At 51.2% G+C, this 14445-nt stretch carries 11 protein-coding genes; 1 reads left to right on the forward strand and 10 read right to left on the reverse strand.

Annotated elements, in window-relative coordinates; genetic code table 11:
- Positions 1-15: 15 nt before the first annotated feature.
- The 10 genes from BN2684_RS11740 to BN2684_RS11785 form a co-directional block, all read right to left on the reverse strand.
- On the reverse strand, positions 16-435 hold the full coding sequence (locus tag BN2684_RS11740; RefSeq protein WP_058302329.1) for a hypothetical protein: 420 nt from the start codon (positions 433-435) through the stop codon (positions 16-18).
- 294 nt (positions 436-729) lie between these two features.
- Positions 730-1989 (reverse strand): MFS transporter, encoded by a 1260-nt coding sequence (locus tag BN2684_RS11745; protein WP_108722195.1) that lies wholly within the window; start codon positions 1987-1989, stop codon positions 730-732.
- 168 nt (positions 1990-2157) lie between these two features.
- Positions 2158-3456 carry an ABC transporter substrate-binding protein gene (locus BN2684_RS11750; RefSeq protein ID WP_058302331.1) on the reverse strand — a complete coding sequence of 433 codons (1299 nt, stop codon included), beginning with the start codon at positions 3454-3456 and terminating at the stop codon, positions 2158-2160.
- 243 nt (positions 3457-3699) lie between these two features.
- Positions 3700-4533: a carbohydrate ABC transporter permease gene (locus BN2684_RS11755; RefSeq protein WP_058302332.1), complete on the reverse strand. Its 834-nt coding sequence runs from the start codon at positions 4531-4533 to the stop codon at positions 3700-3702.
- 1 nt (position 4534) lies between these two features.
- Positions 4535-5413, reverse strand: coding sequence for a carbohydrate ABC transporter permease (locus BN2684_RS11760; RefSeq protein WP_058302333.1), 879 nt, complete (start codon positions 5411-5413; stop codon positions 4535-4537).
- Between the two features lie 181 nt (positions 5414-5594).
- Positions 5595-7109 (reverse strand): response regulator transcription factor, encoded by a 1515-nt coding sequence (locus BN2684_RS11765; RefSeq protein ID WP_058302334.1) that lies wholly within the window; start codon positions 7107-7109, stop codon positions 5595-5597.
- A 14-nt stretch (positions 7110-7123) separates the two neighbouring features.
- The gene (locus tag BN2684_RS11770) at positions 7124-9037 is read right to left on the reverse strand and encodes a sensor histidine kinase (protein WP_058302335.1); all 1914 of its coding nucleotides are present in this window, start codon (positions 9035-9037) and stop codon (positions 7124-7126) included.
- A 271-nt stretch (positions 9038-9308) separates the two neighbouring features.
- Entirely contained in the window at positions 9309-11060 is a 1752-nt protein-coding gene (locus BN2684_RS11775; RefSeq protein WP_058302561.1) for an extracellular solute-binding protein, read from the reverse strand.
- A gap of 118 nt (positions 11061-11178) precedes the next feature.
- Positions 11179-12072 (reverse strand): carbohydrate ABC transporter permease, encoded by an 894-nt coding sequence (locus BN2684_RS11780; RefSeq protein WP_058302336.1) that lies wholly within the window; start codon positions 12070-12072, stop codon positions 11179-11181.
- Between the two features lie 23 nt (positions 12073-12095).
- Positions 12096-13049, reverse strand: a complete 954-nt coding sequence (locus BN2684_RS11785; protein ID WP_058302337.1) for an ABC transporter permease — start codon at positions 13047-13049, stop codon at positions 12096-12098.
- A 478-nt stretch (positions 13050-13527) separates the two neighbouring features.
- Here BN2684_RS11785 and BN2684_RS11790 point away from each other — a divergent pair, with 478 nt between their 5' ends.
- Complete coding sequence (locus BN2684_RS11790; RefSeq protein ID WP_058302338.1) at positions 13528-14391, forward strand: helix-turn-helix domain-containing protein; 864 nt, start codon at positions 13528-13530, stop codon at positions 14389-14391.
- The last annotated feature ends 54 nt before the right edge of the window (positions 14392-14445 follow it).

Raw genomic sequence — 14445 nt, forward strand, 5'->3', positions numbered from 1 at the left:
CCCGGAAAGCTGCCGTTACTTCAAAGCCTCGCCATAGACCGATCGGGTCACGATCGCCTCCAGCTCAGCCAATTGCGCATAATAGTGTTCAAGAAGCAGGCTTCCGGATTCCAGGCGGGTACGCAGCTGATCCTGAAGCTCCGAAACCTGCAGATCGATGACTTGTTCAGCATCTCCGAGATGCCGATCCGCAATTTCGGCCAAAGAACGCCCCTCATAGATCTCTTCGTACAATTGCTCATCCGAGGATACCCCAAGCGCTTGTTGGAGGGAATCCTTTCGGGCGATGCCTGCCGTACGAACAATAGCTGCGGGGGCTTTCATACGAAGTCCGGAATCCAGAGCACCCGCTTCGGCCGCAGGAGCGGCAACACCGCTTCCTGCGGTGATGGCGGCAGCCATCGAGCCGATGATCAGCATGCGTTTCGGGTTCATAAGATCTCCTCTTTTCGTTTATTATTGATAAGCTTGGCTCAATTTCTTCTGCTTCCAGAATAACGGTGAAACCTGAAAGGAAGCTGAAATCCGCCTAAACGAATATTAAATTATACCCAAACGAGTCAAATAGCCATCATTCGTGTAAACAGAACCATCGCCAAAATAAAAAAGCGCAAGCCAAAGGCTGTGCGCAAAAGGAGATCGCCATGAACGAACGCGAGATGATTCAGGTCCATATTTCGACGTCGCAAGGAATATGAGGACGTCTGGCAGCGTTAATCCGACGCAATTTCAGCCGGAAGGGGTCACCGCTTTGTCGGGGGCTCGGTCCGGCTTTCGCTTTTTGCGGTCCTTCAACAGGAAGAGAAAGAGCGCAGTACCGACGAGTCCGCAGAATGACGCACCCATGAGGATGTCGGAATAAGGTACGGTTCTGACAAGCCCGGTGCTGAGCAGCGGACCAATCGTACCGCGAATTCCGAACAGCATGAGGTGGATGCTGAAGATGCTGGCTTCCCGTCCGGGAGCGATCATGAACACAAAGGCGAGAACGCCAATGTCCCATATGGCATCCGCAATGCCTTGTATTCCGCTCGCCACCAGAACGGAGCCGAAGCTCGGAGACAATCCGTACAGGAGCGGAACCACGATGACCGCTCCCAGCCCGTAGACGAGAGTCCGCTTCGGGGGATAACGATCGAGCGCCCATCCGGAGACGAAGTAAGAGAGCAGCAGGAAGGCATAGTACACCACCCTCGCTGTCCCAATCTGGGTGTTGGACAAATTCAATTCCTTGACCTGGATCATCTGATACAGCGGGCTCGAAAGGATGTTGCCAAAACCGGAGAACGTCGTCGCCAGGAAGAACACGAGCAGCTCGCGGTTGCCTACCAGCAGAGCGAACCGATCACTCCAGCTCGATTGGGGTGCAGCAGCGGCGGGAGTGGGCGAATCATCGCTTCCATCCTCATTGCGTACTCCGCGGAATATCCATAACGACAGAGCACCGGTCAGTGCCGCTGAAATCAAGGCGGGCCTCGGCCCGGCGTAGTCGATCCAGTTGCCGATGAGGAATGCCATCGGCATCATGAGCAAGCACATGCCCACGCGAACATACCCGAGCAGCTTTCCTCGTTGACGCGCCGGATACAACCTCGTCAGCAGCGACGCATACGCAGGCGACTGCATGCCCATCAGAAGCTGGAACACGAGCGCCGTCGCCACATACACGACCGGCGCTCCGAACAGAGCCGGAAAAATGATCAATAGCCTCCCGATCAGGTTCGGAATGAAAAAGAAGCGGCGGGGTCCGAACCGTTCGATCCCTCCCGTCCATAGCGGCGAAAACAAGAGGCCGATGGCAGGAGAAGCCGACAGAAGCCCGATCTCCAGATCGGACGCTCCTTGTCGAATGGCCATCGGCAAGTAAAATTGATTGAAGACGACATTAAACAAGCTGAACAGAAGGGTCGCGGAGAAATCGAGCCGGAAATTATTCCAAGCGATTTGACTGATCGGAAGGCCGAGTCGGGCTTTCATGCCGGATCTCATAAGGGTCGTGTCCTCTTTCATGGGAGCTATTCAATTTTTGCTAAGCTTAGGATACAATGTTTTCCTATTTTGAGGAAGCAGAATTTTCGAATAGCCGATGTAACGAAAAACAGGCCGTTCGGTTTGAACCGAACGGCCTGCCTCTCCTTATTCGGATATCATCCGAAATTAATACCCAAGTGCCTTGCGAGCGTCTGCCCACTTTTTGTTCAGGTCGTCAAATGCTTTCTTCAGATCGGGTGCCTTGATCAGATCTTGTTCAACCGAACCGGTGCTGACCGCGATCTCAGCCTTATTGGCGATTTCGTTGAATTTCGGATCCGTTGCTACACTTTCGATGAAGTTCGGGTTGTAGGATTTGAATTCGGCCATCTGCTCAACTGCCGGTTCTTTGTCCTTGTAGATCGGCATGAAACCGGAGTACGTGTCATAGCCGGATTCCTTGACGAAGAATTCTACCCAAGCCGTTGCGAGCTCTTTGTTCTTGCTGTCTTTGTTTACGCCGATGAAGTAGTCGCCGCCGAGCGGAGCATTGTACTTGCCGCTGTTGTCATAAGGGAGCGGGAAGAATCCGATGTCCTCGGATGCGGCACCAGCGCCGATAACCTGCGGGATAACCCAGTTGCCGAGGAAGTACATCGCAGCTTTGCCGGATGCAAGTTCACCCTTCGACATTTCCCAGTTGTTCGTGGACAAGTCTTTTTCAGCCCAGCCCTTTTGTACGAATTCACGAGCGATGCTGATCAGCTTGCCGTAAGGTCCGTCAACCGTGAACGGCGTATCCGTGGTAACGAGGGTATCCGTGTATTTCGCGTTGCCGTCTACATACCAGTAGGAGTTAACACCCCAGTTGGTCATCGGCCATTGCGCGCCATAGTTCAGGTACAGCGGAACAATACCTTTATCCTTCAGCTTCTGCGCATCTGCATACAGTTCATCCAGCGTGGTCGGAACTTTGTCGATGCCGGCTGCGGCAAATGCTTTCTTGTTGTAAACAATCCCTTGCGTATTTACACCGGTCGCAATCCCGTAGCGCTTGCCGTCGATCTCGCGCACATCGGCAAAATAAGCGTTTTCAAACAAAGAATCTGGCAACGGCTCGTAATATTTCGGCAAGTCGCTCGTCGGCATGCCGCCGTCCAGCATGTTAACGTCACCGGCTTCGCCCGTCGTCAAGCGAACCTTGATATCCGTTGCGTAGTTCGTCAAGCCTTCGAATTCGACTTGTGCTTTCGGATACTTTTCTTTAAATTTCTTGGCATATCCGTCCAAGGTTCCATCGTTTACCATATCGGTCCGGTGGGTCAATACCTTGATTTTGCCGCTGAGCTCGCTAGTTGCCGCCCCAGAAGCCGCGGGCGATGTGGAAGGTGATTCTGACGGTGCAGAGCTGTTGGAGCCGCATGCTGCCAGCAGAGACACCATCATGACGGATGCTAACCCTACCCCAATACTTTTCTTCTTCATTCCTAGCTCAACCCCCAAAGAATGGATTAGTGAACCTTTTCGGATCACTTGTCTTGATATCGCTTACAATACCCAGTATAAGCGGTTACATATTCAAGAAAAATGGTTTTCGTTTGTTTTTCTTGTTATGAATTATGCTAACCACCCTTCTTGTTAGCGCTTGCGGACCCGTTCTCCTCCGTATAAAAAAGACTCTCTGCCTGCTTAGCTACAGCAGGCAGAGAGTCTTGTGCTTTTGTCTTATTACCCTTTGACGGCTCCGCTCGTGACTCCCGAGAAAATGAATTTCTGCAGGAAGAGGAAGATGACAACCGTCGGGATGAAGATGATGAGAATCCCCGCCGAAATGACGTTGATTTGCGCGGCGTTCGGTCCTACGAAGGAATAGATGGCCGTGGAGACAACGCGCAGCTTTTGACTCGGCATGTACAGGTAAGGCGTGTAAAAGTCGTTGTAGATGGAGATGGTCTTCAGGATGACCAAGGTTGCCGTGGCCGGAGCGAGCAGCGGGAAGATGATGGAGCGGTAAATCTTGAAGAGGGATGCTCCCTCCATCATCGCACTCTCATCCAAATCCTTCGGAATGCTGTTGATGAACTGCAAGTAGATGACGATCTGCAGAACGTCTGCCCCGAGGTAAAGCAGAATCGGCGCGCCCATCGTATTATACAACCCAAGTGCCTTGATAACGCTGAACGTCGATACTTGCGTGGTGATGGTCGGGATCAGCTGGGCTCCCAGGTACAGGCCCATAATCGGCGTCCGAAGCTTAAATTTGAAGCGACCCAGAGCGTAAGCAACCATGGTACCGAACAGGATGTTCCCGCCGAGCGAGATGACCATGATAATGAAGGTGTTCAGGAAGCTCGGTCCCAGCTTGCCGATCTTGAAGACGCGCTGGAAGTTGTCGAAGTTGAAGAAATCCTTTGGCAGCGACATTCCCGACTGATAATACTCCACCTGGGTTTTGAAGGCTCCGATCACGACCGAATAGATCGGGAAGAACACGATGAAGGAAGCTGCGATGAGCAGCAGGTATTTCAAAATGGTAATCAGCTTATTTTCACGTACTTCCATCTTAATCCTCTCCCCCCGGCAGCAATTTCCGTTGAATCAAGATGATCACAATGACGATCAGCATGAGCACAACCCCCATGGCGGAAGCGAGGCCCGCCTTCTGGAACTTGAAGGCCGTATCCACCGTCTGGATGACGAAGGTCGAGGTGCCGTTGGCTCCCAGCATCATGACGTATGGGATTTCGAAGGCGGCGAGTGCGCCGGTCAGCGTCAGAATAAGCTGCAGATTCAGAACGCTACGGATACTTGGCAGAGTCAGATAACGGAATTGCTGCCAGCTGTTGGCTCCGTCGATTCGAGCGGATTCGTACATATCGCCCGGGATGGACTGAAGGGCGCCGATGAAGATAATCATGCTAAGCCCCATGAACTTCCACATCGAAATGAAGGCGAGAGAGAAATTGACCAGATGCTCATTACCGAGCCATGACTGCTGCCAGGCATCAAGTCCGATCGCCCCAAGGAAGATATTGAGCGAGCCATATTCCATGTGGTAGACGTTCTTGAACATGATGACCGTCGCTACGCTGTGCAGGACATACGGCAGAAAGAGGATCGCCCGGAAAACATTTCGTCCCTTTAGCTTGCCACTCAGGATGACGGCGAAGAAGAGGGCCAGAGCGGTCTGGGCAAGTCCGCCGATAAAATAATAAGCGTTTACTTTAAAGGAGGAAAAAATTTCAGGTCTCGTGAAGATCTCCTTGTAGTTGGCAAAACCAACCCAATTCATATCCCACCCAATCCCCGTCCAATCGGTGAAGCTGTAGTACACCAGGGATAGAGCCGGGTAGTAGGATAGCACGAGCAGCAAGGCTACGGGCACCGTGAGAAAGCCGATAAGGATCAAGGTGCGCTGTTTTTTGTAGCTGAAATTAAACATGATCGAACCCCACTTTCTAATGGCATACAAAGTCTTTAAAACCGAAAAAAAGAGCCTTCCCGAAATTGGGGAAAGCCCGGTAATCGCTTTCATCATCAGTATAAACGGTTACATCCGTAATTATAATGGTCTTTGTTTGTTTTCTTTGTCTTCAATTAAGCTAACGGTACTAACAGGCTCTTCAAATGCGCACCCGATCCCTGTACTCCTTCGGCGTAATGCCGACGACCTTCTTGAATACTTTGTTGAAATAAGCCGGGTCAGAATAGCCGACTCTTTCCCCGACCTCGTAGGTCTTCAGAGCAAGCTCAGATACGAGGAGCCGTTTCGCCTCATCAATCCGCAGCGAAATGATCAGATCGGTGATCGTCTCTCCGGTCTTCATCTTGAACAGCTTGCTCAGGTAGCTGGGAGTCAGGTAAACAATCTCGGCAAGCCGATTAAGCTCCAGTTCCTCGATATAATGATCAAAAATGTAGCTTTTGACGGTTTCGATCACCCGGTTGTCCTGCTGCATGTCCTTAAGCAGCCGGAATTGTTCTTGAACCAAATGGAGCAATGCCCGCGTGAACTCACTCCATTCCGGATAATTCATGGGAAGGAGAGGATCCAGGATTTCATCCCCTTCAGCAAGCAGATTCCGATCCGCCTTTTCTTCCCGGATCAACGTCTGGAGGAGACTGCCGTGCTCCATCAAGGTGTGCCACTGAAGATGGATTCGTCCCGCCTCCTGCATCCAGGCGCGCAGGGCGGTCTCCGCTCTTTCGTAATCAACCGTATGAAGCGCCGAGCGGAAATCCCGGTCAATTAACCGGTGTAAGGTGCCTGTATCTTCGATGCGCTTCGCTATGCGCTCTGAAGCTTCAAAAGCGCGGATTCCCTCTTCATACCAAGTATATTCCAAAGCACTCATCGCTTGTTTATAGCTCTCGTTCAATGACAACGGATCATAAAAGATCCCGCTCGCCCCCGCGCGTACATGAACGTTTGCCGGAAGCAGCGAAAGCAGACTCGCTCCAAGCGAACGAACGGTCTCCGCATCATCACCGGGATGGATGGCGACCAGAATAACCAGCTCACCCAATCTCCAAGACAAAACCCGGGTCTCTCGCTGCAAATCCTGGGCCCAACTGCGAATTCTGCTCTGAACTCGATCAACGGACGCACGAAGGACTAAGGTCGCATAATAATCCGAGAATAGGGGATGCTCGTGAAGGGCGGCGTCCGCCTCTTCCTTGAGTGCGGCCGGAAGCTTGCCCGGTTCATTGATCGCAAGGAGTCGGAGATAATCATCCTTGGCCGTAATCTGACGAGACCGTTCGTGGATCAGTTTCGTTCGGACACGCTCCAGAAGTCCCGTAAGCTCCTCTGTCTCCACCGGCTTCAACAGGTATTCTTCCACCCCAAGCCGAATCGCTTGACGGGCGTATTCAAAGTCGCTGAACCCGCTGACGATTGCGATAGGCACGTTTGGACGAAGTTCCTTGATCCGTTCGATCAACGTCAACCCACTCATCTGCGGCATTTTGATATCCGTTATGATAAGGTCCGGCTCCATTCTCTCCAGGTTCTCTAGAAGCTCGTTCCCGCTTTCAAAGATACCGATGACCTGATAGTCTTCGCCTGCTTGCTCGATCAACTTGGCCAAACCGAGCCGAATCCGCTCCTCATCGTCAACAACTATGATGCTTAACATGGCGCTTTTCCTCCTTAGCCGTTCGATTCTTTGAGCGGAAGACGAATCGTGACAACCGTCCCCTCTCCTAGCACACTATCCACCTGCAGTCCATAGGACGAGCCGTATTTCAACTTAATCCGTTCATGCACGTTTCTCATGCCGATGCCCCTGCCGCTGCTGCTTTCCTGCCAGCCGGGTGCGTTCAAGGAATCGCGAAGGAGCTCGAGCGTCTCCTCCTCCATTCCCACCCCGTTATCGGCAACGGTAAAGACCTGGTCGTCGCCTTCTTCCCGGTATCGGATTTCGATATCCATTCGCGTGTTCATGCTGTCCTGCCCATGGTGAATGGAATTCTCCACAATCGGCTGAAACAGGAGCTTAATGACCCGTTTGCGGGATAAATCCTCTTCCGGCAGCGTGAGATGAAACCGGCTCCCATACCGGTAATTGAGCAGCTGAACATACATTTCGAGATGCTCCCATTCCTGGGGGACCGGAACCGTATCCATCCCCTGATGAATGCTGTAGCGGAGCAGCTTGCCCAGAAGACGCGACATGTCCGCCACTTCCAGATCATCATGGAGCACAGCCGTCATGCGGATCGACTCCAAGGTATTGTAGATAAAATGGGGATTTATCTGATGCTGGAGCGATTCCAGCTCGACCTGCTTTTTGCGCTGCTCAATGAAGTGGATTTCTTCGATCAGGCGATTGATCCTCAAGATCATCCGGTTGAAGGCCGTGCCGACAAGACCGGCTTCATCCCTTCGCTTAACCGGAAAGACCACATTCAAGTTCCCATTCTGCACATCCTTCATCGTACGGACCAAGGACCGCAACGGACGGTTCAGGGCATAGATGAGGATGATCGAGATGACCATTGCGAAGGAGACGAAAGCGATACCCGCAAATAAGGTCGTTTTCCGTGTCCGATCCGCATCCGCCATCAGCTGCTTTTGCGGAATGCTGATGAAGATCCGCCAGCCGGTTTGGGCGGATTGACGATAGATGATCAGTTCCTTCTGCCCGTTGACCGTCGTATGAAAGCTGCCTTCGGAGCCCGTTTCCTTGGCCCATGCCTCCCGCTCTCCGAGATTTTGCGACAGGTATTGCTTCTGGCTATCATAGACGACCCGATTTTCCTCATCCAAGATAAGCGTCGTGCCTTGCGTCGTCTGGTCCAAATCCTTCACAATATCTTCGATGACGCTGATATTGGCGTCGATGGCGATCATGCCGATTGGAGCAAAGGACGCATCGATGATTTGCCGAACGACCGTGAACACGAAGCGTTTGCGGTTGTTGGCGTCGGATACTTCCTGGGTGCTCGTCAAGACCGGCGCCCCGTTCGCATTCTCCGCCAAGCTCCTCCATTCACTGAATACCTTCTGCAGGTCACTGCGGACGACGCTGCTCTTCATGACATAATAGGAATTGCCGTAAAGATCGAATAAGTATACCGTGTTCGTTCCCGTCTTCAGGCTCGTAATGAAATACATGCTGTTCGCGATCTGACTTTGGATGTCCAGCCGCCTTCGCTCCATCTCCGATAGGACCGAGCTGTCTCGGTTAATTCCGCTGACACCGCCCATAACCCCGTCGCTGGTTAGCCCGTTGACCGAAGGAACCATTCCGTGCTGATCTCGGTAGAACTCGTTGGAATTGCGAAGCCCGGTTTGAATCGCTTCCAAATAAGACGGTATGATCGAGATCTTTTTCAAGTCCTCCATGTAATCGTCCAGCTTGCCGAGCATCTTGTCGGCAATTTGGGATGAATAGGAAACCGTATTCTCTTCAATCGACTTGGAATAGCGTTCAGCCGACAGTTGGGTAACAACTCCGATGGGGATGATCAGAAGTAGCAAGAAAACGGCAAACATCTTGGCTTCCATCCGCCAGTCCGGCAAATAAAGCCATCTTAAAACCCGATTGTTTCGCCATCCCATTCGAGCTCTCTCCCTTACGCCGTCCTCTTCGCGGGGATTCGACAATCCCCGTATCCCCTATCGTATCCCATTGGAACTTGGGCCGCAAGATGGATGCCATTTTTCAGCATCCAAGCGAAAGAAAGCAGGCTTGGTTCGAAGGAGTTTCGAACCAAGCCCGCTTTTCTTAGCCTATCCAGCTATTGGTGAGAGAGCCATCCTTGCGAAGCTTTCGCGCCCCTTCACATCCCGAATTGGCACCGCTTCGTATCCACGCGATCAAGTCAGCGTATTATTTGTTTTTCCGGTACTCGAACACCTTTTGGCTTTGTTCGGTGTTGAACTTGACGACATCCTCATAGCCAAGACCTTTGGCTTTATCGACCAATTCCTTCTTGAGCTTGTCAAATTCCGCTTCGTTCTTGGCGAAGATCATCTTCCAGGAATATTCTTTGATGACCGTGGCCACTTGGCCTCTCTTTTGCTCCAGATCGTCCGGATAGGTCGCCGGAGCCGTTCCAGTGAAGATGGCCTTTTGGACCGCCAGCATGTTGTTCTTCTCCAGATAATCCTTCGGAGAGGTTGCGTTCATCGCCTTGGTCCAGCTTTCGTCGACCTTGTTGGACGGCTTGGCAAGCTGCGAAGACCACAATTGATAGTCGTACGGTTCACCGGTTTCCGGATTAACGGAAGTAAATTTGAAGGTGTTGGTCAATTGCGAGCGGCCGTCCTTCCAGTTGCCGCCGCCGAACTCATCCGGGATCGGCGTGTCGTTGGCCGGGAGGGCCTTTTCACCGAGCTCAGTCAGAACCGGCTTGCCATCCTTCAGCTCATATACCATGCCGGGCAGGCCATAGTTGGAGGTCATGTAACCTTCCGGGCTGTACAACCAGTCGATGAATTCCATAACGCGCTCTGGCGACTTGGTTTTGGAGCCGATCGACCAGAAGCGGTCTGCGCCATACGGATTGAAGCCGTTGGAGAAGTTGCGTTCTTCCTTGAAAGGAACCAATTGGAAGCCCTTGCCTTCGGCAAGTCGCTCCGGCGTGCTGTAAACGTCATCCTGCCAAGAGAACATGGAGAACAGAACTTGACCGTCCTTCATCTTGTTGCTAGCGTCTTCAAACTTTTGCGTCAAGGAGTCCGGGTCCATCAATCCCATTTGGTTGGCGTTGAAATAGAATTTCAAAGCGCGCAGATAGAGGCCGTTATCATCCAGAATCCCTTGTACTTCATCCTTATCGGCGGATATCAGCGTGAAGCCTCCTGGGTTAAAGCCATCGGTTTCTTCATAGCCGTGAAGGATCGCCCATGCCTTCGTGTGCATCATCATGTTTCCGTCCCAGTCGCCCCAGAGAGAGAAGGCGTACGTCGGGCGACCGGAATCACTCTTCGGTTGAGCTTCTTGCATTTTCTTCAGAACCGGCAGGTAATCTTCCATCGTCTTGATTTCCGGGCTGCCGATCTTTTGGTACAGGTCCCAGCGCAGGTTCGGGTGAGCGTTCAGCTCCTTCGCTTCAGAAGGTCCAGCTTGATCAGGACCTACATCAATTCCGATCCCATAAACACTGGTACCGCTTCCATAGTTGACCTTGTTCTTTTCGATGGCCTTCGGAGCGTATTTCAACATGTTTTTACCGTAGTTGTCGAGAAGACTGTCTTTGGTCCAGTCAAGCAGCATCCCGGCCTTGATGGCATCCTGCCACTTTTGGTCGGCTCCGCCGAAGATGACGATATCGCCGAGGTTGCCGGAAGCCATCTGTGCGCTGAATTTCGCATCCGCGCCTTCGAGCTGCGGAGAAATAATGTTCAGCTTGATGTTGAATTTGTCTTTTACCACTTTTGCGAACCAGCCAGGTTGATCGCCGCTGAAGTTGGACGTCAAGGAGAATACATCTAACGTAATTTCTGGGCGCGGTGAAGGCGCTTCCGAACCATTCGTGCCGGAAGCTGAGGGCGAAGCATCATTTGACTTGTTGGTCGAACAGGCTGCGAGAGAAGTCATCATAACCAAAGAAAGAAGAGTCATTGCGGTTTTTTTCATCTTTGCCACGCGTGATTGCCTCCCTTTTTTTACTTAAATAGTGTTCGTCTTAGCCAGTTCCTGATGTCCGTCTACCGTATGAAACGGGTCCGGCATCACCTCCTTGAGAAACTCGGGATCAGCCCTTTACCGAGCCTATCAAAATCCCTTTTACAAAGAACCGCTGGAAGAACGGGTAAACACATAGAATGGGGAACACGACGATCATGGAGATCGTAGTACGAATCGAATTCGGCGTCTGCATGTTCGTCAAGTCGATGTTAGCCGTCCCTTGCGAACGAATGATGGCGGCTAGCGAGTTGGACTCGTTCAAGTATTTCAATAGCACGTATTGCAGAGTATGGTACTTCGATTCCGTCATTAGGAAGACGGTGTCCATAAACGAATTCCATTGGCCGACAGCTGCAAAGATGGCGGTCGTCGCTGCAATTGGGGTCACAAGCGGGAAAACGATGCGGGTGAACAGAGTCAAAATGCCCGCTCCGTCCAATTCAGCGCTCTCCTCCAGGGCTGACGGAAGCGACTCGATGAAGGTTTTGATCAGGATCACATAGAAAGGAGATATGATGGCTGGAAGAATGTAAGCCAAGTAATTGTTCGTCATGTGCAGGTTCATCATGATGATGTACCAGGGAATAATCCCGGCGTTAAAATACATCGTGATGACGACAAAGCGGTACCAGAACCTCCGGCCCCACATCCTTTGCTTTGTGAACAGGTAAGCCAGGAAGGCCGAACCGAGTACCGTGAGGATGGTACCGATAACCGTTCTGCCGACCGAAACCAAGGTTGCATGCGCGAGTCCCTTGATTTGCAGAACCTTCACATAGTTGGAGAAATGAATCTCCTTCGGATACCAGGTGACGAGCCCCCGGGCGCTCAGGTCGTTGCTGCTGATCGTCTGGATGAACAAGTAGTAGAAGGGAAAGACGCAAAGCAGAGTGAATAGGGCAAAGAATGTATAGTTCAGGATCTCGAATAAGATGTCGCCAACGCTGCGCTTCTGTACCATGTTGAGTACCCAGCCCTTTCCATTTAGATGATCGATTCGCCGCGTACGATTTTGGACAATCGGTTAGCGAAGAATAGAAGGGTAATGCTGATCAGGGATTTCAACATGCCGATCGCTGTAGCGAAGGAGAAGTTGGCCCCGAGCAGACCGACATTGTAAACGTACAGGTCCAGAACCTCAATCGTGGTTTTGTTGACCGGATTTTGGAAGACGAAGTATTGATCGAGACCGTTGTTGATCAGGTTCCCGATCGACAGAAGGAGAAGAACGAAGTAGGTCGGCATGACACCCGGTACGGTAATATGCCACATCAACCGAAAACGGCCGGCGCCGTCAACCCGGGCTGCATCATAGAGCTCCTGGTCGATCGAGGTAATCGCCGCAATGTACATGATGGCGCTCCAACCAAGGCCTTTCCACAGTCCCCACAAGGTCATCTTGACCCAGATATGGCTGTCAGAAGCCAAATAGTTGACGCCTTTGTCTTGAAAGCCCAGGTTGATCATCAGGTGATTAATCAAGCCGCTGTCTACGGAAAACAGCATGAAGGCGATACTGAAGACGAGCACCCAGCTGATGAAATTCGGTAGGGTCGTCAAGATTTGCACAGCCTTCTTGAATTTCGTTGCTTTAATTTCAGTCAGCAGAATGGCGAATATGACGGGGAAAACGGATGTGGCAATTCCAAGAAAGCTCATGCCGAGCGTATTCTTGAGGACCCGGATGACTTCCTTTGATTGGGTCGGGTTAGCCACGATGGCGTGGAACCACTTGAACCTCACGAATTCCGAAGACCAGACGGAAAACCCGGGCCGGACGTTAAAAAATGCGTAGACCCACCCGTACAAAGGCAAGTAGCTGAACAGAAAGACGAGCGCAAGCAGCGGCAGAGCAAACAAGAACAATCGGTAACGTTCTGGAATGTGGAAGCCTTTGGAGCGCGGAGGCTGAATTGGGTTCTCAACAGCCGGTTTCATGATATCCCCCCTAGTATGGTAAACCGCTGGCAGCGGCTGATGGCATGGATGTGATCCCAAGCCTAGTCGAACTTTTCGGAGTCAGCATCTGCTACTGAGTTACCGATAACAAAATAATCGTCAGAATACTAATTGATTGGAGCCGTTCATGCCACCCTTCCTGAAGAAGTTACCGATAACCGATAACATCTTAATTGTCATTCTATTAATCCACCCCGCCCACTCTGGGATCGCGATGAAATCAGGAAAGACGATTGATTAATGGATGGGATTCATAGTAAACTTTCCCAAAGAGTCCTTTTTTTGAAACCCTAAATTGCAACCGTTTACATCGCGAGCTACCCTCTATTTCTGTTTTGAACCGATCACTCACATTTATTCTAGGGCACAAGGTAGCAGACGACCTTCACATTTCAGTCACGGACTAGCACAAATCAGCCATATTCCTTTCAGGTTATGACAAAAGGAGTGCCGATCGATGAATAAGGTTATGTTGGAATGGTTTACGACCGATGATCAGTTTCCGTTCTTTATTCAATACGGTGGTCACAAGGAAGACGCCGATCTCCATGTTCATTTGGATTTTTCCGAATTGGTCATTGTCTTGAACGGGACCGCTACGCATCTGATCAACGCCGAGGAGACTTTCATCAAGAAGGGCGATGTATTTGTCATAAACGGCTCTACCCCGCACGGCTACAAAGATGCGCGCGATTTTAAAATCTGCAATATCATGTACCGGACCCACATGCTGTCTTCGATGAAAACCGATTTAAATCATTCAAGCGGATTTCAAGCTCTTTTCGTTATCGAGCCGTTTTATCGCCAAGAGCAGCCGTTCATGAGCCGACTGAGTTTGGATATTGCCAAGCTGGAATACGTCTTGGGGCTGATTTCCCACCTGATCGAAGAGTACATAAACAAACGCCAAGCCTATCAAACCATGGTTGGCGCTTACTTTATGCAGCTTATTGTCTATTTGTCCAGACTGTACGAAAACCAGGACGATCGACGGCAAGATCATCTGCTGCATTTGGCGAAGGCCATCTCCTACTTGGAGGATCACTACCTGGAGCCGCTGACTATGGAGGAGCTTGCGGCCCGATCGCAGCTTTCGGTGAGGCATTTAAACCGGATGTTCCGATTACACTATAACATCACCCCATTGGCTTATATCCAGAAGCTTCGGTTCGAACGCGCATGCGTCCTGTTGAAAAAAACGAAGCTGCCGATTACCGATGTCTCCTATGAATGCGGTTTCAACGACAGTAACTATTTCACCCGACAATTTACTAAAACACTCGGAGTGTCTCCTACCAGGTACCGGCTCGGCTCCGTATGACATTTCATTTTCTCGTTAAAAAAGGTCAACCAGCGCGCGCTGATTGACCTAAAC

Origin of the sequence: Gorillibacterium timonense (assembly GCF_001457415.1) — a bacterium.
In the GTDB taxonomy this organism is placed as follows: domain Bacteria; phylum Bacillota; class Bacilli; order Paenibacillales; family NBRC-103111; genus Gorillibacterium; species Gorillibacterium timonense.

Bases quoted from the DNA above. Each gene is read 5' to 3' on its own strand.
- BN2684_RS11745 (WP_108722195.1), bottom strand. From the start codon at position 1,989: ATGAGATCCGGCATGAAAGCCCGACTCGGCCTTCCGATCAGTCAAATC.
- BN2684_RS11740 (WP_058302329.1), bottom strand. From the start codon at position 435: ATGAACCCGAAACGCATGCTGATCATCGGCTCGATGGCTGCCGCCATC.
- BN2684_RS11765 (WP_058302334.1), bottom strand. From the start codon at position 7,109: ATGTTAAGCATCATAGTTGTTGACGATGAGGAGCGGATTCGGCTCGGT.
- BN2684_RS11760 (WP_058302333.1), bottom strand. From the start codon at position 5,413: ATGTTTAATTTCAGCTACAAAAAACAGCGCACCTTGATCCTTATCGGC.
- BN2684_RS11785 (WP_058302337.1), bottom strand. From the start codon at position 13,049: ATGAAACCGGCTGTTGAGAACCCAATTCAGCCTCCGCGCTCCAAAGGC.
- BN2684_RS11775 (WP_058302561.1), bottom strand. From the start codon at position 11,060: ATGAAAAAAACCGCAATGACTCTTCTTTCTTTGGTTATGATGACTTCT.
- BN2684_RS11790 (WP_058302338.1), top strand. From the start codon at position 13,528: ATGAATAAGGTTATGTTGGAATGGTTTACGACCGATGATCAGTTTCCG.
- BN2684_RS11755 (WP_058302332.1), bottom strand. From the start codon at position 4,533: ATGGAAGTACGTGAAAATAAGCTGATTACCATTTTGAAATACCTGCTG.
- BN2684_RS11780 (WP_058302336.1), bottom strand. From the start codon at position 12,072: ATGGTACAGAAGCGCAGCGTTGGCGACATCTTATTCGAGATCCTGAAC.
- BN2684_RS11770 (WP_058302335.1), bottom strand. From the start codon at position 9,037: ATGGGATGGCGAAACAATCGGGTTTTAAGATGGCTTTATTTGCCGGAC.
- BN2684_RS11750 (WP_058302331.1), bottom strand. From the start codon at position 3,456: ATGAAGAAGAAAAGTATTGGGGTAGGGTTAGCATCCGTCATGATGGTG.